Source organism: Pseudoalteromonas sp. MMG007, assembly GCF_018100985.1.
In the GTDB taxonomy this organism is placed as follows: Bacteria; Pseudomonadota; Gammaproteobacteria; order Enterobacterales; family Alteromonadaceae; genus Pseudoalteromonas.
Genome location: NZ_JAGJEI010000012.1, coordinates 21,250 through 43,265 on the forward strand (window position 1 = coordinate 21,250; position 22,016 = coordinate 43,265).

Below are 22,016 nucleotides of genomic sequence, written 5' to 3' on the forward strand. Positions count from 1 at the left end.
AATAAAAAATAGTAAGCCACTAGGATACAGTAACTAATTTAACGCGCTAGTAATTTTGCTTTTATATCGCTGTAGCGCTGCTGTTCACAAAGCGCAAAGCCGCTAAGTTGGCGTACTTTATTACGTGCAAATAATGGCACGCTCATGCCCGCTAAAAAGCGGCACTGGGTTTCAATGCCTACATTATGAATACCTTTTGTTGCCATGTGCGCTAAAAACTCATCCACTTTTTGATAAACAACGTCATCGGCAATGTGAGCAGGCTCTATTGAATACTCAAGCTTAACAGCATTACCACGGCATACACTACAATGCCCGCATTGCTGCGGCGCATTTTGATCATCAAAATAACGCGCTAAGTTATAGCTTAAACAACTTTGTAGCTCAAAAAAGCGTACCAGTGCAGCTATACGTTTAATCTCGGCTTGTTCTTTATCGCTAAAGTAGCTGTGTAATTGTTTTGCAAGCTCAGGGTTATTTATAATCTCACTATGCACTTTGTAAACTTGGGTAATACGTTTGGTTTCAAGGGTTATTAGGTTTTTTTCGGCTAGGTAGTCTAGTGCAGCCACTACGCGTTTACGGTCAACCTGCGCGGCTTGTGTGAGGGTGTCAAAATTAAGCGTACCCCATATTTTTTTAAAATCGGTATGGCTAAATATTTGTGTTAAAAAGGTTTGGCGCTGCTCGTCAAACTGGCTAAGTAGCTCGTTTTTATCAACCAAAAACTTATATTTAAAATCGGCGTAATAGGCGTACTGCGGCGTTATTGCGCCTTGCATTTCTAGTTGTACCAGCAAGGTTTTAAGCGCTAATTGGCGAATATTACTTTCGCTCGATAAGCTGTATTCTTGCATTTCCCATTGCTGCGGCTGGGCTTTAATATCGTTAATTACGTATTCAATGCCGCTAAGCTCAGGGGTGTCGCCGTACACAAAGTTTTCTACCGTATTTAGGCCATCTAAATTAGCAAGGGTAAAGCAGTTTGATGGGTTACCATCGCGCCCTGCGCGGCCAATTTCTTGGCTGTAGTTTTCAATCGATTTTGGTAAATCGTAATGTATAACAAAGCGAATATCTGATTTATCAACGCCCATACCAAACGCTATTGTTGCTACTACTGCGTTAATTTTACCCGCCATAAAATCATCTTGAATTTGCCACCTAAGTGTATCTTCAAGCCCTGCATGGTACGCAACCGCCTGTATACCTTGCGCAGTTAACGTATTGGCCACTTGCTCAGCACTTTGCTGAAGCGTTACATACACAATGCCTGGGCCGCTTTGCGCACGCACTATGTTAGTAAGCTCGGTGTTTTTATCAGCCGTTTTTACACTTAGTACGCTTAAATCGAGGTTTGCGCGGTAAAAGCCTGTTTGTACAATACACTCTGGCGCAATATTAAAACGCTCGCTCATATCGCGTTTTACTTTTTTAGTGGCTGTAGCGGTAAGTAACAGTACCAGTGGAATATTTAGCTCTTCGCGGTATCGCGGTAGTTTTAAGTAATCGGGTCTAAAATTATGGCCCCATTCAGATATACAGTGCGCCTCATCTACCACCAGCATAGAAAGCGCAACTTGGCTTATAAACTCTCTAAAACGCTCGTTTTTAAAACGCTCAACCGACACCATTAACACTTTTATTTTACCATTTCGCACATCGTTCATTACGGTGCTGCTTTGCATTTGATCTTGGCTCGAATCAAGGCTTGCCGCGTAAATACCTTTACTATTTAAAAAGCTAATTTGATCTTTCATCAATGCAAGTAAAGGCGATACCACCAAGGTTAAGTTGGGTAAATGCATAGCCGTTAACTGATAACACAACGACTTACCCGACCCTGTAGGAAATATAGCCAGTGATGATTGCCCATTTAAAAGCTGCTCAATAGTTTGCTGTTGCCCTGTTCTAAATTGGCTAAAACCAAAATGTTGCTCAAGCGACTGTATTAATGGCGAAGTCATAAATAATCCTTTTTGGTGTTTTTAACAGCAATTTAACTGCACAGCTAAACGATAAGGAAATGAGTATAACTTATATGCCTTTATTCAGCATTTTTAGCTGACATATCCTTTATTTAAGCGCAAACTAATAGCGTAAAAATAAATAGTCGCGTTTGCCAAAAATAACTTTTTCTATACCCAAGTGACCTCAAAATACTAAAAATAATACAGATTATTTGGGTATATTATTTTTGAGGGCAACGTTATGAGTATTACTAAACCTAAAATCGTCGTTATTGGCGGTGGCGCTGGTGGATTAGAGCTAGCAACACAATTAGGGCATAAACTAGGAAAGAAGAAACAAGCAGAAATTCTACTAATAGACAAAAACCGTACCCACATATGGAAGCCGTTACTTCACGAAGTAGCGACAGGCTCTATTGACCCCGATTTAGATGGCGTTGTGTATTCTGCCCACGCTGCAAAACACCATTATAATTTTCAACTTGGTACGTTTTGCGACATAGACCAAAGCAATAAAACCATCACCCTTGCGCCTCACCTTGATGAGCTAGGCCACACTATTTTGCCTAAACGCACCGTACGCTACGATCACCTTGTTATTGCTATAGGCAGTGTAAGTAACGACTTTAATACGCCAGGCATAAAAGATCATTGCTACTTTTTAGACTCAAACCAGCAAGCAGAGCGTTTTCAGCATTCACTGCTCGACAGCTTTACCCGCCTGCACCAAGACGATAATCAGCAGCAATCACTAAACATTGCCATAGTGGGAGGCGGCGCAACCGGCGTTGAGCTTTCAGCTGAGCTGTACCATGTATCTGAATTACTAAAGCTTTACGGCCTTACAAATATGTCGTCTAAGCGTTTACATATACACCTAATTGAAGCGGGCCCACGTATTTTGCCCGCCCTACCCGAGCGTATTGCCGTAAGTGCTAAACGTGAGCTGTTAAAATTGGGCGTAAACGTGCGAGAGCAAACACAAGTAAAAGAAGCCACCGAGCAAGGGTTTATCACAAAAGACGAAGAACACATAGACGCCGATATTATGGTATGGGCAGCAGGCGTAAAAGCACCAGATTTTATTAAAGACTTAGGTATTTTTGAGCTTACCCGCAGCAACCAAATTAAGGTTAACGAGTTTTTACAAAGCACCGTAGATGAGAGCATTTTTGTACTTGGCGATTGCTGCGCCTTTACACAAGAAGACGGAAAACTTGTACCGCCACGTGCACAATCGGCTCATCAAATGGCGCTATGCGTAGAAAAAAACCTCATTGCCACTTTAAAACAACAGCCACTATGCGGCTTTAAATATAGCGACCATGGCTCACTCGTTAACTTATCGCGCTACAGCACAGTAGGTAATTTAATGGGTAACTTAACCAGCAACACCTTTTTTATAGAAGGTAAAATTGCTCGCTTTATGTATATATCGCTGTATCGCATGCATCAACGCGCCATACACGGCAGCGCAAAAACGTTTGCGTTATGGATAAGCGAAAAGGTACTACGCGTTGTGCGCCCTAAAATGAAATTGCACTAATTTATAAACACAACGGCTAAGTAATCAAAAGCTTTAAGAGGTAATATTATTTCTTAAAGCTTTTTTGCATTATGCGTATCTAAAATAGTACCATGCAGTTAGATGTAATTGTAATTCAAGGGATTGACGCTGATGAAAAAAGTACTTTTTGGGATTGTAACAATCACTGCTTTGACCGTTTATTTTTTCCAAACGCAACCACACTCTGCAGAGCAAGCAGAACAAGTGAAACCAAACACCACTGAGCCTAGTGCAGTTAATAAAAAACAGCCAAGTGAGGACTCACCACTACAGCTAGTCAATGAACTAAAAAAACAAATTAGCCTGTGTAGAGAACAGTCACAACAACAAAGCACTAAAGTACAAACATTAAATCAGTCGCTTGTTTCTTTTTTTGTAAGTGAACTTAAAAAAGGGACATCTGTATCCACGCTTTTAAAGTACTCAAATTTATCAAAGCTCAATCAGCGTACATACATTGCCCTTTTAAAAGATGCCATTGTTGCAGAGCAAAAGCAGCAACTTAACATTACTAGCTCTTTAGACGAGTTAGCTAATTGGCAAGGTATTGAGGCAATTAAACATATCACCAATGACAAAGTAAAAAAACTACTCGAAGATTTAGGCAACAGTAGAACGGCTCCACCGGGGCTTACTATTAACTTGCCTATTGATGAGAATGTACAAAAAGAAACGCTTTACGCTTTATTAAGCAACACCGATACATTTACAACTTATGTGCAGTCGTTTATAAGCATTGAGGGCAGTGAGGTAATTTCCCCGGCGACATTATTTGTGCTTAACGCAGATAAACTCTCACTTAAAGAGTTTGAGCAAGCTATTTCATCTAACCAATTTACAGTGAATGAAGTGGCTACCGCTATAAAAAACGATATACCTAATGAATATATTTATGCGCTTTTACAGCAAGTTCCCGCGCTAGATGCAATGCCGTTATACGAAAAAAACACTGTTTTATATAATTTAGCCGATATTGCGGTCAGTAAATTTAATTTACCTCTTGTAAAAGCACTGCAAACAAAAGGGATTACGCCAACCAACGAGTCTGGTTTATTTACAGGGTTAGACGTAGCTATTGTAAACCTGCCGAAAAGCGGCAACTTAACCCTAGCCCCATTAGATACTAAACACACCCAGCTTTTAGATTATCTTAAAATGCGTGGTTACAAAGCACATAGCGGCAATGCGAATGACGACCTAAACGGCAATGGGGTATTTTTTGTAAATGACTTTATTTATCAGCAAGGGGCCAATATTAATAAGCAGGACAACCCAACACAATACGCTTATTTTAGCTCTATTGGTAAAATTAACAATAACGCGTTACCCCAAATAACTGAGCCTGATAATTCTGAAATATCTCAATTATTACTAGAAACACAACATAAAAAAGAAGAACTCGATTCCACCCCAAACCCAAGCAATTGCAGTCAATTATTTAAAAAGCTATTTGCAGCCCAAAAGCTTGCGCAAAACAGCGACGCATACGCAAAAGTACGCGAAATTGAAAAAGAATATGGCAGTAACTTTGAAAACAAACTACAAGATATCGATCCTGTGTTAGTTAATTATTGGTGGAACACTATTGACCGCCGCACCTCTGCAGATAGAAGCGATAGTGTATTTCGTGATTATTTAACTAAAAAAGAATTTCAAAAAGCACTTGAATACAGCCAAATAACCCCACTAAATCAAACAGAGACAAACGTGCTATTTTTTAAGTTACTTGAAAATCCATATGACTTAGTGCCTATCTGGGATAACCGAACGCTACCCACCCCTCCAACAAATTTGCTCAGACTAAGCTGGTTGTCGCTTGAGCAATGGCAAGCACTTGCAGAAGCGGGTTTTGATTTTTCGATTACTGATATACATGGCCGCGACGTTTACACACAAGCTGCATCGTCTTCTGTTGAGGCAGTACAGTTTTTAATTGATAATAAAATACCAACTGTTCCCAGTAAACTTGGCGTAGATATACTCGACTTAGCATTAGAGCAAAGTTATACAAAAGGAGAGTTGACCCCAATGATTCCTTTAGCTTTGCAGCTTGTTGAAAAATTTGAGCCAAACCACTTAGCCCGCGTAGCACGATTAAAAATGTTTTACCCTGAGGTTTATCAGCAATTGATGCAGCTAAACGCAGAGCTTAAGCCTGACCAGGGCAGAGAACTAAATCATTATATGTTTGATAATCACTAAATAGCACGCTAACGCCGCTTAGCGTGCTATTTACAAAATTAATGTCTTTAATATTTAACATTGCCTGTGTAGAGTATTTAAAACAATTAAAGGATTAGGGCTATGACGGGTAAAACGCTGATTTTTAATTTTGATGGTACCGGGGGCGAGCCCCGCGATGCAGAGCAATTTAGTTCAGATCACTGCAAAGAAGACAGCAGTATTTCTAATATTCTCAAGCTGCACTTGTTATTAGGCGGTAAGCTCGATAACTCTCCCACCACCCCGTTTGCAAATCAGCTTAGTTTTTATTATCAAGGTATTGGCACTAAAGGTAGCCGTTTAAGGCGTATTTTAAATCAAGCCCTGGCCCCACGCGGTGACGATGTTGCCAGTATATTAAATCAGGCTATGAATGATTTTAAAGCGCATTACCAACTAGGCGATACACTTTTACTTACCGGTTTTAGCCGAGGCGGCGCACTTGCCAGGCGTTTTGCAAAAATTCTAGAGCCTTTAATTAGTAATAACGTTTATATATGTGTGTTTGATACCGTGGCCTCTATTGGCTTATCAAAAGTAAGTAAAGCAACTCGTGGCGCTGAACACGTTATTTTTGAAAACCATACTATTGCTAATAATATTTCGCAGGCGCTGCACTGCGTTGCCCTTGATGAAAAACGCCGTGCGTTTGAACCCACCTTAATGAACCATCAAAATAATATTACCGAACTTTGGTTTGCAGGTGCGCATTCCGATATTGGTGGTGGCTATTATCGTGATGGTCTTGCTGATATTTGCTTGCGTTACGCACTAGAGTGGTTAATTGAGCAGCCACTGAATATATCGTTATTAACGAGCCACGACATTGACTACAACGCCTTACTGCCAGAAAGTAATTTAGTCGACCAAGACGATGTGACAGTAATACCCGACCCACTTGCACTGAGCCACCAACAAAATTACTTTTGGTTTAACCCCTTTTTTAAATTAGTTGATAGAGAGTGTTATGTACTTATTGATAATGAAGCGAGCAACCTTGAGCCATTAGTTCACCAGAGTGTGGCTACGCGTATAAATAAGCTCACCAGCTATCGCCCTGAATCCCTTAAAAAACGCCATTACAAAATTAGTTATAACGACGGCACAACATTAAGCTTTGTAGGGCTAAGCCCACATATTGCACTCGCAAACCAAAATATGAGCGTGCTTAGTATTAACCAAAGCCAAGATGTAATGGTATTTGCCTCAGAGCAATACAACACTACAGGATTAATGCTCGAACAAGGAGCTACGTATCGATTTAGCCCCTACCCAGACCAGTTTTGGTACGATGATGGCATAAAGTGCACCTCTGTAGGTTGGCATCGCGATAATGTGCAGTTGGGTGTAAAAGAAATCCCCATGACGTTACTTGAACCATTTAAACGACTTCCGATCGCACAATGGTTTTCTTTAGTGGGCGCAATAAATCAAGACGATGAACACCTATTTGAAATTGCTGGTGGCAATGATATAAAAATAGCTAAGTCGGGTGAGTTTTGCCCTTTTGCCAACGACTTAAGCCGCTTTTATGGCGCTAATGCAGGTAAAATAAAAGTAAAAGTAACCCGTTTAGAATAAGTGATAGTGCTACTTTTGAGTTATATAATTAAGTAATTAGATGCTATGCATCTCGCGTGAGCAAGATCTACGCCTACCGACAAAATTAGCACTGAGGTAAATTACCTCATATATGCCAATTTCGTTAACCCAGCTTTAACCTTCTATGATTTAAGCTAACTGCATTAATGTAGTTTATTCAATTGTACAACTACATATTCAAAACTTTTTAAGTATTAATGTTAGGAATAAACTGTATGAAACTTATAAAAGATACACCGTTCACGCTGAGCAAAACCACAATAAGCCTACATTGGATTGTAGCAATACTTATTATTGGGTTATTGGGCTCAGGACTATACATGGAAAACTTTAAAGCGTTTTTCCTAATGAGTTGGCACAAATCGTTTGGTGTGATGCTGCTTGCCTTTGCATTACTAAGAGTAACATGGCGCATTGTGAATGGTTGGCCAAAACACGACGCTAAGCACCCAAACTATGAACAAGCGTTAGCTAAAATCGTGCATTATGTACTTATAATAAGTATGCTGCTTATGCCTATTTCTGGGTTGGTTATGTCGGGCTTTGGTGGTCACGGTGTAGAGATGTTTGGCTTAGAGCTAATACCGCATAACCCCAGCCCAGAAAACCCACAAAAAAACCTTGCGTTTAATCAAGACTTTTCAGAGTTAGGTAAAACTGTTCACGGCATAACAGCCGATGCGCTATTAATCGCACTTGGCTTGCACATTGTAGGTGCCTTAAAGCACCATATTATTGATAAAGACAATACGCTTACCCGCATGCTGGGCAAAAAGTAATTTAAAAGTCTTATTTGATCGGTGCTATTTAAGCCGCGATTAAATAAGACTCTCGTCCTACATGTTTGTTGCTGCGTTTAAAGGAACCTTTCCCTTTTTTAGCTTTTACTACTTGTGGTTTAAACACTTTAGAAGTAACTAAAGCCGCCAGCGCATTATGATTAATAACCCCTCGGCCGGTGTCTACCGCGCTTTTATTTACCGATTTGTTTTTCGATTTTTTAGCCATTTTATTTCCTTTTAATTTAGTACTCACCAACAGCGGCAAGTACTTGAAGAAATGGCGATTGTATGCCTAATTTTCAACCTTGCAAGTATTTTTATCATTGCACAACGCTATTTTTCATAATAAATATGCACAAAAAAAGCGCAGTAAATAACCACGCTTAGTAAATAACCTGAACGCTGGATAATCAATCTCTTAACCAGAGCTCAGGTTAAATAGTTTTTAGTTTTAATTAAAATTCAAAGCTTACTTTTGCATAGTAAGTTCGCCCATCAAAGCCATAAGGCAATGCACGAACAGGGTATTTAAACGCACCATTGGTGATAAAGTTAAGTACTTCGTCGTCACCTAATTCATCCGGAGTTTCATCAAATACATTGTCGGCGCCCACTGATAAATTAAATATCTCGTTAATTTGGTAGCTAACATTTAAATCAACTAATACTGCCGATTCAACAGTGCTTGTTGGTTTAAACGACCCAGTCGGCGAAAGCTCACCTGGTAAAGAGATATGGTCGTTACCAAAGTACTTAACGTCTGTTTCACCAAAGTAGTTAAAACGAAGTGTTGATGTGTAAGCATCACGCTCGTAATCAAACGTTAATGTGGCACGTTCACTTGGTTGTCCATCAGTAAAAAAGCTACGTTGTAAATCATCAAACGCAACCGACTCAGGAATACCCTCTTGTGCATTTACGTGATCAATTTTAGTGTCGTTTAGGTTACCAGCAAAGGTAACACCAAAGTTACCGCCATCTACTTCTGTACGGTAAGATGCAATAATATCAACACCTTGTGTAGTTGAGTCTACTGAGTTTGAAAAGTAGTTGGCTTGCACTGCACCTGTTGCTTGTAAAGCAGCTACGGCTTCATCACTAAAGGCAACATCATCCGCAGACAGTAAACTACCAAGCGTAATACGGTCTTTTATTTCTACGCGGTAAAAATCAACCGTTAACGAAAGCTCGCTTGTTACATCGTAAACAAAACCAGCACTGTAGTTAGTTGATGTTTCAAGCTCTAGGTTATCAACCCCTAATGCACTTGGAAAAGCAGTACCCGTATTTGCAGTGAACGACTGGGTAAGTGTTCCATCAGAACCTAGGTTAGTTGTAAACGCTGTATAACCACTTTGTTGAAGCGAAGGTGCTCTAAAGCCAGTAGATACCGCCCCGCGCACTGCAAAGTCATCATTTAATTCATAACGTGTTGCTAATTTACCAATTAAATCATCACCCGCATCTGAAAAGTCTTCGTAGCGCAGCGCACCACTTACGTTCCACGCATCGGTGATCATTGTTTCTACGTCTACATAAAACGCGTAGCTGTTACGATCGCTGTCATTGGTTGCCTCTGGGCGCAGGCCGTTATAAGCCTGAAAACCACATTCTGCAAATTGATCAGCATCGTTTACTGATGGGTACGAGGTATCAGTATTTACAAGGCCACATGCGTACGACGCTTCATCACCTGGTACTATTTCGTAGTTTTCTTTACGGTATTCAGCACCAACAGTGACATACAAAGGCTCGCTTCTGCCAATATCTACAATACCATTTACATCTAAATTAACCGTCGTTTGGTCAAATCTAAAGCCACCCGAGTAACCACCTGTAGGGCCTGCATTTGCAGCTATATCGGCATCGCTTGCACTTGGGTTGTTAAATACGTATTCAGCGGCATAAGAAGCATTAATAGTGTTACGAGAAGTAAAATCGTACTCGTTTTCACCATACACAGCCGACACATCGTAATTCCAATCTGGGTTAATATCGCCTTTAAAGCCCACAGCTACAGATATATCTTGTGCTTCGTTATAAATACGAGGTAAAAAACCATCACTGTAAACTTGCGTTACGTTTTTAGACGCTTCGTTAAAGTTACGGTAAAAACCATTACCTAGCGCTGTACGCTCAGAATAGCCACCAAACGAGTAAAGCTCGCCATCACCCATAGGCAGTGCCATGTTATAAAACAGCGAAGTAAATTCACTTTCTGAATTACCTTGGCTCCAACGTACGTCTTCGCTTAGCGTGCCTGGTTCAACATTTAACGAGCCACCCGTATCGCGCTCGGCTCTGTTTGTACCATCTGCATCACGGTATTCAAGTGATAAGTTAATAAAGCCGCCTTCGTCGCCTAAATCAAAACCACGATTTAAACCTGCTGAAAGCGTATCGCCGTCACCCTCACTGGTGCCGCCGTACTGAACATAGCCCGTTGTAACACCTGTTGAATTATTAAGTGATAAGTTAATTACGCCCGCTATTGCATCAGAGCCGTACTGCGCTGCTGCGCCATCACGTAATACTTCTACACCTTTAAGTGCAGTAAGCGGAATCGCGTTCATGTCGGTACCGGCTGCACCCGCACCTACAGTGCCGTTAAGGCCAAAAATAGATTGATTATGACGACGTTTACCATTTACCAACACTAACGTTTGATCTGGCTGTAAGCCACGAAGCGTTGCTGGTCTAAATAAATCAGAGCCATCGGATACTTGCGTACGCGAAAAGTTAAACGACGGGGCGGTTGCTTGCAGGCTTTGCCCTAGTTCTGTAAATCCACCTTTATTTAAATCATCTGCGTCTATTAAATCTATAGGTGATGACGATTCGGTTGAGGTACGGTTAGAAACGCGCGACCCCAATACAGAAATTTGTTCTATGTTTTGCTGTGCCTGAATAGGCGCTTATTGTGCACTTACAATGCTTGGTGCGCTAACTGCAAACGCAACGGCAGCAGCCAATGTATTTAAACGGTATGTTGTCATGGTGACGACCCTGTTTTGTGTGTCCTGTTGAATTTGTTAAAGCGGTGTTATCCGTCGCTTAGTGCAAACATCCTAGCAACATATGCAAACAAAAAGAAATGAAAAAAACTAATTTACTGGTGTAAGTATGCAAATAATTATAAAAAGCGAATAAAACCACGTTAAATAGGTCAATATACACACTAATAGGGCATTACTTTTCAAAAAGCATTGTGATTAAGGCATTACTCACGCTGTATTTTTATTAATCAAATGATGTTTTTAAGGGAAATAAGCATCGAATGGTCGTACCTGTCTCTAATTCACTGTTAATTTCTATTTTTCCACTGTGATCGCGCATCATAGCGTACATAAGTGTCATTCCCATGCCCGTCCCTTTCCCCACTTCTTTGGTGGTGTAAAAAGGATCAAAAATATGCTCTATTGTGTGCTCACTCATACCACAGCCGTTATCTTTTATTTCAATGCAAATATTAAAATTGGCCTCGTATAAATTCACCTCAATTATGCAACCTTTTTCTAAATTGTATTCACAAGCTTGCCAAGCATTCATTAGTAAGTTGACAAAAATTTGATTAATTGACGACAAATTACACCAAAGGAGTGGTAAAGACTCAAAACGCGTTTTTATTTCACATAACTTAAGTCTATTACTAAGCAATTTTAGCGCGTTATTTGCAGCCACAGTTATGTCTGTTAATTGCTTATCTTGTTGGGAGGTTGGGTGGGCAAAGTCTAATAAATTTTGCACAATTTGTTTAATACGCTTAAGACCCTCTACGCTATCATTTACCTGCCCGGGTAAATTGCTATGAAGCCGTGCATACGGGTATTGCAAATTAAGTATATCGAGCTCGTGTTTAAAGTGTGTTTCTTTAATTTCATTATTAAGGTATTGCTCGTTAAGCTTTAAAAGAGTAACCAAAAAAGGAACTGCATCCTGAATACTTTCCATATTGCTTGTTGCATAGGCAAGTGGATTATTTATTTCATGAGCAATGCCAGCACTCAGGGTGCCTAATGTAGCCATTTTTTCTGTTTGTACAAACAATGCTTGTTGACGCTCTAAATCAGCTACTTTTTTCTGTAGCTCATTATTTATGGCAACGAGTAAATCGCTTTTATCTTTAAGGAGTTGTTCTGCTGCTAAGTGGAGTTTCTGCTCATTTAAGAAGGCGAGCTTAAAATCGCGACCTGATCCTTTCATTCATCTTGTCCATTTAATATAACGTTTATACCTAACATTTAGTCGTCGGTTTGCAAATTTGCAACTAGATTATACGGGTAATCAACTATTTGCAGATAATAAGATATAGATATGAGTATATTAAAAACAACAATCTCCCTTAAAAGATAAATAAGCTCTAACACTATTTTTAAGCTATTATTTAACCAGTCGTAATTGCAAGGTGAACCATGACACAAACAACATCCAATACCTCTATTAACCACGTTGATGTGCTTTGCATTGATGATAACGAAATTGTTCTGCGTTCATTAACACGCTTACTTGAAGTAAATGATTTATCGGTTGTAGTGTGTGACAATCCACAAACCGCGCTCTCGCTTTTTAAAAAGTATGAGTTTGGTTTAATAATTAGTGATATGCGTATGCCAGAGATGAATGGCGCCCAATTTTTAGAAAAAGCGCGCGCCCTAGCACCCGACACCCAGCGCATACTTTTAACTGGGTATGCCGACATAGAAACCACGCTTGCAGCAGTAAACCAAGGGCAAATAAATGGGTATATTCAAAAGCCATGGCAAAACGATTTACTACTTCGAAGCATTAAAGACAGCCTTGAAAAGTTTACTCTAAAAAAGCAAAATAAAAAGCTAGAACAGCAAGTTAAAGCACAAAACCAAGAATTACTAGAGCTAAATAACACATTAGAGCAAAGCGTAGAAAAGCGAACGCTACAAATTAAAAAAGTGCTAAAACAACTAGAGGCGGCCAACGAGCGAGAAAAACACGAGCATAAAGCAACCGTAGAGCTACTTTATAATTTTATTAATGCAAACCCGTACCTGGATGGTAATAAAGCACAAAATATTGCCAATACGTGTACACAAATAGCACTATATTTAAACTTATCGCAAAAAAGTATCGACCTTGCGCCAATGGCCGGCTATTTGGCACAAATAGGCCTACTCGCTATGGACCCAGAGCTTTACAAAAAGCCAGTAAATGCATTAACAGAGCAACAACGTAAAACCTTTTACACTCACCCAAGCACCGCACAATTAATGCTCATGCCTGCAATGCATTTACACGATGTGTCCGATGCTATTTATCACCAATTTGAACGCTATAATGGCAATGGGTTACCTAAAGGGCTCGCCGGTAACGATATTCCAATAGGCGCTATGGTGCTAGGAATTGCTCGCGATTATTGGGACGCGTTTGAGCAATGTAATATTAATGACGATAAACAACGCCACGAACACGCGCTTGAAAGCGTAAAGCTATACAGTGGTTCGTATTATCATCCAAAAATTGTTCGTGCGCTTGAAGCAAGCCATGCAAAATTAAACGAAACAGTAAGCAGCGCAGGTACAGTACAAATTTGCAATGCAAGCGAACTTAAAGAACACATGGTATTAGGCCACGCACTACACAACCATACCGGCATAATGTTGCTGCCTAAAGGACATGTGTTTAGCTCAAAATCAATCGAAAAACTTCAACAACTCGAGGCTAAAAAACCAACCCCCTTTAGAATAATGGTTAAAAGCGCTAAATGATTGATCTAAACCGCAGTTTTTTTCGTTACAATGTGCCTTAATATATTTTGCATAACTTAAAATTTGCTTATTTAACTAACATTGCTTGAAGGAGCACACCGTGTCGCGATTTTCTGCCGTTACTGACAATCCCCACGACGGACGTTTTAATCAAAAAACGGGGATATTACTTACGAACCTAGGCAGCCCTGACGCGCCAACACCTGCAGCACTGCGTACATATTTACGTGAATTTTTATCTGATCCGCGTATTGTAGAAATTCCTCGTTTAGTGTGGATGGTTATTTTACATGGCATTATTTTACGCATACGCCCTAAACGCTCTGCAAAACTATACGAAAGTATTTGGACTGAAAACGGCTCACCGCTTACCCATATTACTCGCCAGCAAAGCCTTAAATTAAACACCTTATTAAAAGAGCAAGGTTATACCAATACCGAAGTGGTCATGGCTATGCGTTACGGCAACCCTTCTATAGAGGCAGGCCTTGAAGAGCTGCGTGATAAAGGCTTAACGCGTATTATTATTTTGCCAATGTATCCTCAGTATTCAAGCCCAACAACGGGTTCAACCTTTGACGCGGTATCAAACGTATTGCGCAAATGGCGCTGGGTGCCAGAGCTGCACTTTGTAAATGGTTATCACAAAAATACCCGCTACATAGAGTCGCTTGCCAATAGCATAAGTGAAGATTTAGAAACAAACGGCATGCCACAAAAGCTAGTTTTTTCATACCACGGTATGCCAAAACTGTTTTTAGATAGAGGAGACCCTTATCACTGCCTATGTTTACAAACCACGCGTTTAGTGGTTGAAAAACTAGGCTTAGATAAAGACAAAGTAGTTAGTACTTTTCAAAGCCGATTTGGTAAAGCTGAGTGGTTAAAACCTTACACAGATGCAACACTTGCCGCCTTACCAGACGAAAATATCACCGATGTAGCTATTATAAGCCCAGCTTTTAGTGCCGACTGCCTAGAAACGCTTGAAGAGCTAGAAGAAGAAAACCGTGAAATATTCGAAAATGCCGGCGGCGAAAAATACCGCTACATAGCCGCTTTAAACGACAGAGACGATCATATTGATGCCATATTCGATGTGATAAAACCTATGCTTTAAAAGCATGAGTAATACATAGTTTGCAAAAAAGCGGTGTTAAATTTAACACCGCTTTTTTAATTTTAAAGATAAGCTTTTATTTATAGTAATTAGAAGCTTCGCTTCTCCCGTGAGCAAGCTCTTCGCCTACCAAACAAGCCGAGCTTAAATTTACCGTAGACGCGCAGCTTGCTGGCGTGACGGCCCAGCTCGTAATTTTTCATAATATGCATACAAGATATTACGCTGAATAAATACACCCGAAAGTAATCAGAAGCTTCGCTTCTCGCGAGAGCAAGCTCTACGCCTACCTAAAAACCGAGCTTAAATTTACCGTAGACGCGCAGCTTGCTGGCGTGACGAGCGCAGCTCGTAATTTTTCATAATATCTATACAAGGTATTTCACATAATAAATACGCCCATAAAATAATTAGAAGCTTCGCTTCTCGCGTGAGCAACTCTTCGCCTACCAAACAAATCGAGCTTAAATTCACCGTAGACGCGAAGCTTGCTGGCGTGACGAGCCCAGCTCGTAATTTTTCATAATATGTATACAAGATATTACGCCGAACAAAGACGCTCAAAAAAGTAATTAGAAGCTTCGCTTCTAGCGTGAGCAAGCTCTACGCCTACAAAACAAGCCGAACTTAAATGCAACGTAGACGCGCAGCTTGCTGGCGTGACGAGCGCAGCTCGTAATTTTTCATAATATCTATACAAGGTATGCAAGAACTCCACAAAATGCGGAGCCAACCGACAGTATGGTCAAATCAGATGCAGTAACCAAAAACGTAATTATAGCGGCTTCAGTGTATTCGTTGCCATTAAGTGCTTGAGATAAACTCACAACTAACTCTGGCGTTCCACCTAATGTAATAACCACCTGATAAATCAACGCAATTGAACTCGAAAAAACAATAATTACAGCCACAAGCCCTGCTGTAATTCTGTTAAGCAGCTGATCAAATACATTTATAAATCCCTCTCGCACTATTTATGATTCATCAACATACGTCGCATATAATTGATTAGCAATTAGCCATTACGCTAAAAAGAATAAAATTATTTCATTTTTATTTTTTATTTAGGCTTTTATAAAACAGCCCCAGAGAATTGTATTTAACTAAATAAACAAACTCCCTTAAAACACTCCTGCAGAGCGCATTAACACTGGAAAAACCAATACAAAAAACTAGAATTAGTGCCCCCTAAAAAATGCAATCTTAAATTTAACAAGCAGTTATAAAACCCTCCATTACTACTTTATAATTACATTTATAAACTTGATCTAAACCACTTTATACTATAAAACGTAACACCCAATTAACTTAAAACCCTATAAGAGAAACAAATGAAACGTTATGTTGCCTTAATTATTGCTATTCCTTTATCGGCATATGCTATTTATTCGTTTTTGAATATTCCCAAAAAAGCAGCAGAACCTATCACCCCCATAGCCATTGATGTAGTGCCTGTTAATTCTAAGTTTGCGACTAATCAAAAAGCACCTCAACCAATTGATATGAGCAAAGCGCCAATAATAACTAAAAATATTGAGCCTGAACAAAACCTAGCTCCCGAGCATTTCGATGCCATTAATAAGCTCTCGGATGACGCAAAAACAATACTTAAGCACGCCAAAGTTTTACCAACCGATTTAAACAACGAAGCCTACATTGAGTTTGATTTGCCAACGTTAAAAGCTCTAAAAATGGGTGATAACTTTGATTTAGCGATTCCGCAAACAGCAGAAACTTACACTGCAGAGATCACAAATATAAGTGAAGCAAGTAATGGCGATAAAAGCATTTTTGGCCAAGTAACCGGTTTAGATGGGCGTATGCACAATACCGTTTTAACAGTAGGAAACAACGCAGTTTACGGTCAATTTACGACCGCTAATGGTAATTACGTTTTTGAAAGTAAAGGTAAATATGGCTGGATAGCCGCTAAGCGCGATTTATACAAAAGCCACATTGAGCACGACACCAGCTCACTTTCGCCAAATACACAAAAAGGAATTGACGTATTTGCACCTAAAAAAGATGAAAATTTAACGAATTAAAAACCACTACAAAAGTAAGGAAATACAACAATGAAAAAAGTAATCTCAGCCACTGCAATTGCAGCAACATTATGTGTAGCAAGTGTTGCTCAAGCCGAAACAATTGATATTGGTATTTTATATACAGATCAATCAGCGGCTGCAACAAGTGACATTACAACTAAAATTAACCAGCTAATTGCTTTTAGCAATCAAGTATATAGCCAAAATGGTGTAGACATAACACTGCGCTTAGCTGGTACTCAAAACCTAGGCGATTACGCTATCACTCCATCTGAAGAATGGCTAGATGCTGTAACCGACAGTAGCTACGTTGATGGTTTACGCACAGATTGGAAAGCCGACATGATTGCTGTACTAGGTACAGGCCAAAGTGCTGGTAACGGTTTAATCTCTTGTGGCTTAGCGTGGGTTGGCCAAGGCACAAATGGTAACTTATATAGCTCAATGAGCGATCGCATGTACTCAATTACGGCTATTGATTGTGGCGCAACAACGTTTGTACACGAACTTGGCCATAACCAAGGCCTAGCCCATTCGCGTAAGCAAGGCGACACATCGGGTGGTGTGTATGTTGATGGTATGGGTCACGGTGTACAAGACGAATTTGCAAGTATTATGGCCTACCCGCATGTTTACGGTAGTGCAACACAATACGATTACTTTTCAAATCCTAGCTGGACCGTTAACGGTTTAGCGTTTGGTATTACTAACCAAGCCTATGCGATTCGTACTGTTACCGACACCAAAACAAGCATTGCTAACTTTAAATAAGTGAATTAAAGCAGGCTGTATATAGCCTGCTTAGTTTGTTATTCCCTTTGGGGCGCTTCGGCGCTCTTTTTTTACTTTAAAACATTAACAAAATTTAATGTTACGTCCACCTTTACAATATTTAGTACTCGGTAAACTTACTCCATATTAATAACTCGGAGTAAATTATGAATAATCACCCATTTAAAAATACTGTTAAGCTCATTTCTTTATCTGCAATTTCTCTCGCTCTGTGCGCATGCGGCAGCAACTCATCAAATAATGAAAACGATGCCATTTCTGAGGTTAGTAACTTTCCAAGCGTTATTATTGGCCAAGTATCTGAAGTAACAAGTAATGCAATTACTATAAATAGCCATACAGTACCTGCAGGCTCTGCCGAGGTAGAACTAGCCGGCAATAACGCAAGCCTATCCGATATAAGAGTAGGTATGTATGTTGAAGTCGAGACCAACGGCTCACAAGCAACTGAAATAGAATACGATCCACTATTAAAAGGCCCTGTGTTTATTGATGGCGATACGCTAAGCATTGCAGGCACCACCTTAAATAACGTACAAAACGCAAATATTACCCAAGGTGAATTACTTGAAGTAAGCGGGTACAGTAACTCCATTAATAGCATTACTGTTACTTATCAAGCTGCTATTAATAACCCACAAGAAGAACTAGAGTTACTGGGCAATATAAGTAATTTAAATACTCAATCAGGCACGTTTAATTTAGGCAATTTAGTTATTAACTACCAACAAGCCGAAGTAGACGGCGCACTAAGTAATGGTCAGCTAGTAGAAGTAGAAGGCACTTTAAATGACGGGCGTGTTATTGCTACAGAAGTAGATGCCGAGCAAAGTGTAGACTTTAACAACGATACACAAGCTGAAGTTGAAGGCATCATCACCTTTGTAAATAGCAGCCAAACCCTTATAACCTTAAATTCTAAATGGCAGATTACGGTTAATGAGCAAACCCAATTTGAAGACGGCACTATTAATGACCTAATTGCCGGGCAGCGCATTGAGATAGATGCAAATTGGCAGCAAAGCAATAACCAACTTATTGCCACAAATATTGAGTTTGAGAGTAATAACACCGAGCCAACAGTTACAAATTATACGTTTTCGGTTTCTGGGCTAGTAACGTACAACAATAATATTGCCACTATAAATGGCAATAACTTTACGCTAACTAACCAAACCCGCTACGAAGATGGCTTAACTGCCAACACCTTAAACAATCAATGGCTAGAGCTTGAAGGCACTTACAATAACGACCAAATACTTGTTAGCGAAGTTGAAATTGAAGACAACACCAACACCCTTGATTTAAAAGGTAATGTGGCGCTAAATGAAAACAGCCAAGCTACACTGTGGGGTTATGTAAGTGAAGATAACACCCTATCGCAATTTACAGACCAATACGTAGAGCTTGAGTGCCAGTGGGTAAGCTCTAACCAAGTAAGAGCCTGCGTACTAGACGATTAATTACAATGGTTACGTTTAACTTTGCAAAGGGCCTGTTTACCTTTTTCGGTAACAAGCCCTACTAAAGTTAAACATATTCTTAAGTTTATTTGATAAACTAATTTGCATTAAAAACAACGTTCAAACCACAAGAGCCTATTTATGAAATATATTTTATTAAGCGCGGCCCTGCTTGTTAGCGCATTTTGCCAAGCAAATAACCCTGCCATATTTAATAAGCTCAACACCACTAAAGACCCCTCGGCTCAAAGCATTTTAGCTAAAATAGAAACCCAATATGCTAATCAAGGTGTAATTGTAGAGTTTGAACTTGAGTTTGAAAAAGGCATTACACTTTACGAAGTAACCTTATATGATCAACAGAAAAAACGGTTTATTGAGCTAATTGTTAATGCACAAGGCCAAGTCACTGAGCAAGAATACGAACAACCAGAACTCGACGAAGAAGACGAAGTAGCTGCAGCTAAGCTAATGAAGCAAAAAAACTACCGCATGCATCAACTTGTAAAATCAATAAGCCCCAAACCGCCTTTTTACTTATTAGAGTCGCAATTAGAGCAAGATATTGGCATCACTTACCTAGTAGCTACCTTCATTACAGAAAAAGGCAGGCATAAACAAGCCATAGACTTAGCCACTGGTAAAAACTTACCATTGCTACGCTGGGGTAATTAATGAAACTACTTTTAGTCGAAGACGATAAACAAAATCGTGAATTTTTATATAAAGCATTTAGTGAACAAGGCTACACAGTAGATACCGCAGCAGACGGCCAACAAGCATTGCTTATGGCTACCTGCGAAGAACACGACATAATAATACTCGACCGTATGTTACCTAAGCTTGATGGCTTACAAGTGCTCGCCGCACTTAGAGCAACCGGTAAAAGCACTCCCGTACTTATACTCTCAGCACTTGATAAAGTAGATGAAAGAGTAGCAGGTTTAAAAGCCGGTGGAGATGATTACCTTACTAAACCTTTTGCGTTTTCTGAGCTTGCAATAAGAGTAGAAAACCTCGTAAAACGCCCTTCGCAATCCACGCAAAAAACAACCACCGTAGAATTTGAAAACGTAAGCCTAGATTTTCGCCACTACAAAGCACAAATAAACGGAAAAACACTAAACTTACAACCAAAAGAATTTAAGTTATTACACTTTTTGCTAGAGCATAAAAATAAATTAGTTACCCGCACCTTATTGTTTGAATCTGTTTGGGAGTACCACTTTAACCCAGGTACCAACGTAATTGACGTACACATCGCAAGGCTGCGTAAAAAACTTATGCAGCACAACGCCAACGTACAAATACACACTATACGCGGGGTAGGCTACCGCTTACAAAAAGCGAGTGCCAATGAATAGTAAGCGCTCTTTATGGTGGCAATTTAATCCTCGCGTAAGCTCTGTTTGGCGCTTAACACTTGCTTTTGCCACTATTACCTCGGTGGTACTCGTGCTGTGTATTGTACTTATTTACCAGTTATTACTTGGTGAGCAAACACGCCAAGTAGAAAGGCGTTTAAACGCCGAGCAAGTACGTATAGAAGGATTGGCAAACAAATTTGATAAAGCTTCGTTTTTTAAGCAACTTAATGTTTTTAGAAACGAAGGCGATATTTTAATATTTTGGCAAAACGATAAAAACCAAAGCCAAGGGTTGAGCTTCTTCCCAAACGATATTCCTAAACTGCCCAAAACCGTTGAGTTTCCGGTACTCGATACGCAGCGCGGTCAAATACGCTTACTCACCACTGGCATAGTAAACACACAACACGGTAACGTAGTTATTGCTACAGCCACTGAGCATTTAAGTCGCTTAATTACAGAGTTTAAAACCATTGCTACATGGGCGTGTTTACTTAGTTTAATACTCACATGTGTATTTGGTTATATATTTGCTAGACGACATTTACGCCGCGTAAATTATTTTAATAACGTGGCAGAGCAAGTTCAAAAAGGCGATTTATCTGCGCGAGTAATACATAAGCAAAAAGGCGATGAGTTTGTTACTTTGGCTAAACACATTAATACCATGCTACAAAGTATTGAAGAAAACTTTGCCCTAGTACAAGGCATAACCGACAACATTGCCCACGATTTAAAAACACCGCTTACCCGCTTACGCTTACATTTAGAAAGCGAAGCCATTAAACAGCCAAGCCTAGGCATAGCAATAGAACAACTAGAAAGCGTATTACATACCTTTGATGCCATGCTAAAACTAACACGTTTAGAGCATGGGCAATTTCCGCTAAAATTAGAGCCCGTTAATGCCTTAACTCTAATTAACGACATAATAGATATTCTTGAACCCACAGCAGAGCAAAATCAGCAGCATATAATACTGCATAAAAACCACGATCTTATTTTTGAAGGCGACAAAAACTTATTGTTTCAAGCGTGTTATAACCTGCTACAAAACGCCATAAAATATGCAGGTAACGGCGCTAAAATTACAATAACGCTTTCTCAAAGCAGTATAAAAATTAGCGATAATGGGAAAGGTGTAAATAAGCAGCAATTAACGCAACTAACCAAGCGCTTTTACCGAAGCGACCTAGCAAGGCAAAAAGACGGCTTTGGGCTAGGCCTTGCCACTGTAAAAGCTATATGTGAGCGCCACCACTTTACGCTAACTCTTCAAAGCGATGAACACGGGTTTAGCAGCATTATTAGTAGTAAATGTATGTAAACAAAAAAGCCTGT

General features: G+C 39.8%; 16 protein-coding genes and 1 pseudogene. 12 read left to right on the top strand and 5 right to left on the bottom strand.

All coding sequences use genetic code 11. From position 1 onward, the window contains the following. Positions 1-38: 38 nt before the first annotated feature. Positions 39-1,967: a RecQ family ATP-dependent DNA helicase gene (locus J8L71_RS13705; RefSeq protein WP_211001016.1), complete on the bottom strand. Its 1,929-nt coding sequence runs from the start codon at positions 1,965-1,967 to the stop codon at positions 39-41. 244 nt (positions 1,968-2,211) lie between these two features. Here J8L71_RS13705 and J8L71_RS13710 point away from each other — a divergent pair, with 244 nt between their 5' ends. The 4 genes from J8L71_RS13710 (at position 2,212) to J8L71_RS13725 (ending at position 8,141) form a co-directional block, all read left to right on the top strand. Further along, positions 2,212-3,516, top strand: a complete 1,305-nt coding sequence (locus tag J8L71_RS13710; RefSeq protein ID WP_211001017.1) for an NAD(P)/FAD-dependent oxidoreductase — start codon at positions 2,212-2,214, stop codon at positions 3,514-3,516. 132 nt (positions 3,517-3,648) lie between these two features. After that, positions 3,649-5,739, top strand: coding sequence for a cupric reductase (locus J8L71_RS13715; protein ID WP_211001018.1), 2,091 nt, complete (start codon positions 3,649-3,651; stop codon positions 5,737-5,739). A 102-nt stretch (positions 5,740-5,841) separates the two neighbouring features. Then, complete coding sequence (locus J8L71_RS13720) at positions 5,842-7,341, top strand: DUF2235 domain-containing protein (protein WP_211001019.1); 1,500 nt, start codon at positions 5,842-5,844, stop codon at positions 7,339-7,341. Between the two features lie 236 nt (positions 7,342-7,577). Then, positions 7,578-8,141 (top strand): cytochrome b, encoded by a 564-nt coding sequence (locus tag J8L71_RS13725; protein ID WP_211001020.1) that lies wholly within the window; start codon positions 7,578-7,580, stop codon positions 8,139-8,141. Between the two features lie 28 nt (positions 8,142-8,169). Here the strand turns inward: J8L71_RS13725 and J8L71_RS13730 are convergent, their stop codons facing one another. The 3 genes and pseudogenes from J8L71_RS13730 to J8L71_RS13740 all read right to left on the bottom strand — a co-directional run bounded on the left by J8L71_RS13730 (position 8,170) and on the right by J8L71_RS13740 (position 12,347). Next, positions 8,170-8,370: a ribosome alternative rescue factor ArfA gene (locus tag J8L71_RS13730; protein ID WP_211001021.1), complete on the bottom strand. Its 201-nt coding sequence runs from the start codon at positions 8,368-8,370 to the stop codon at positions 8,170-8,172. 229 nt (positions 8,371-8,599) lie between these two features. After that, positions 8,600-11,140, bottom strand: a pseudogene (locus J8L71_RS13735) (TonB-dependent receptor). A gap of 244 nt (positions 11,141-11,384) precedes the next feature. Continuing rightward, on the bottom strand, positions 11,385-12,347 hold the full coding sequence (locus J8L71_RS13740) for an ATP-binding protein (protein WP_211001022.1): 963 nt from the start codon (positions 12,345-12,347) through the stop codon (positions 11,385-11,387). A gap of 209 nt (positions 12,348-12,556) precedes the next feature. Between J8L71_RS13740 and J8L71_RS13745 the strand changes: the two genes are divergently transcribed. Then, the gene (locus J8L71_RS13745) at positions 12,557-13,885 is read left to right on the top strand and encodes an HD domain-containing phosphohydrolase (RefSeq protein WP_211001023.1); all 1,329 of its coding nucleotides are present in this window, start codon (positions 12,557-12,559) and stop codon (positions 13,883-13,885) included. Between the two features lie 100 nt (positions 13,886-13,985). Beyond that, the gene (gene hemH / locus J8L71_RS13750) at positions 13,986-15,005 is read left to right on the top strand and encodes a ferrochelatase (protein ID WP_211001024.1); all 1,020 of its coding nucleotides are present in this window, start codon (positions 13,986-13,988) and stop codon (positions 15,003-15,005) included. 692 nt (positions 15,006-15,697) lie between these two features. Here the strand turns inward: hemH and J8L71_RS18615 are convergent. Next, positions 15,698-15,832: a benzoate/H(+) symporter BenE family transporter gene (locus tag J8L71_RS18615; protein ID WP_348771805.1), complete on the bottom strand. Its 135-nt coding sequence runs from the start codon at positions 15,830-15,832 to the stop codon at positions 15,698-15,700. 504 nt (positions 15,833-16,336) lie between these two features. Here J8L71_RS18615 and J8L71_RS13760 point away from each other — a divergent pair. From J8L71_RS13760 to J8L71_RS13785, 6 genes are all read left to right on the top strand, one after another. Then, on the top strand, positions 16,337-17,050 hold the full coding sequence (locus J8L71_RS13760; protein WP_211001026.1) for a hypothetical protein: 714 nt from the start codon (positions 16,337-16,339) through the stop codon (positions 17,048-17,050). A 30-nt stretch (positions 17,051-17,080) separates the two neighbouring features. Continuing rightward, the gene (locus J8L71_RS13765; RefSeq protein ID WP_211001027.1) at positions 17,081-17,824 is read left to right on the top strand and encodes a reprolysin-like metallopeptidase; all 744 of its coding nucleotides are present in this window, start codon (positions 17,081-17,083) and stop codon (positions 17,822-17,824) included. Positions 17,825-17,991: 167 nt separating this feature from the next. Continuing rightward, complete coding sequence (locus J8L71_RS13770; RefSeq protein WP_211001028.1) at positions 17,992-19,308, top strand: DUF5666 domain-containing protein; 1,317 nt, start codon at positions 17,992-17,994, stop codon at positions 19,306-19,308. 141 nt (positions 19,309-19,449) lie between these two features. Beyond that, complete coding sequence (locus J8L71_RS13775) at positions 19,450-19,983, top strand: PepSY domain-containing protein (protein ID WP_211001029.1); 534 nt, start codon at positions 19,450-19,452, stop codon at positions 19,981-19,983. Continuing rightward, positions 19,983-20,672: a response regulator transcription factor gene (locus J8L71_RS13780; RefSeq protein WP_211001030.1), complete on the top strand. Its 690-nt coding sequence runs from the start codon at positions 19,983-19,985 to the stop codon at positions 20,670-20,672. The genes J8L71_RS13775 and J8L71_RS13780 overlap by 1 nt, the downstream gene beginning before the upstream one ends. Next, a complete protein-coding gene (locus J8L71_RS13785) occupies positions 20,665-22,002 on the top strand; it encodes an ATP-binding protein (RefSeq protein ID WP_211001031.1) in 1,338 nt (445 codons plus the stop codon). The genes J8L71_RS13780 and J8L71_RS13785 overlap by 8 nt, the downstream gene beginning before the upstream one ends. Positions 22,003-22,016: the final 14 nt, after the last annotated feature.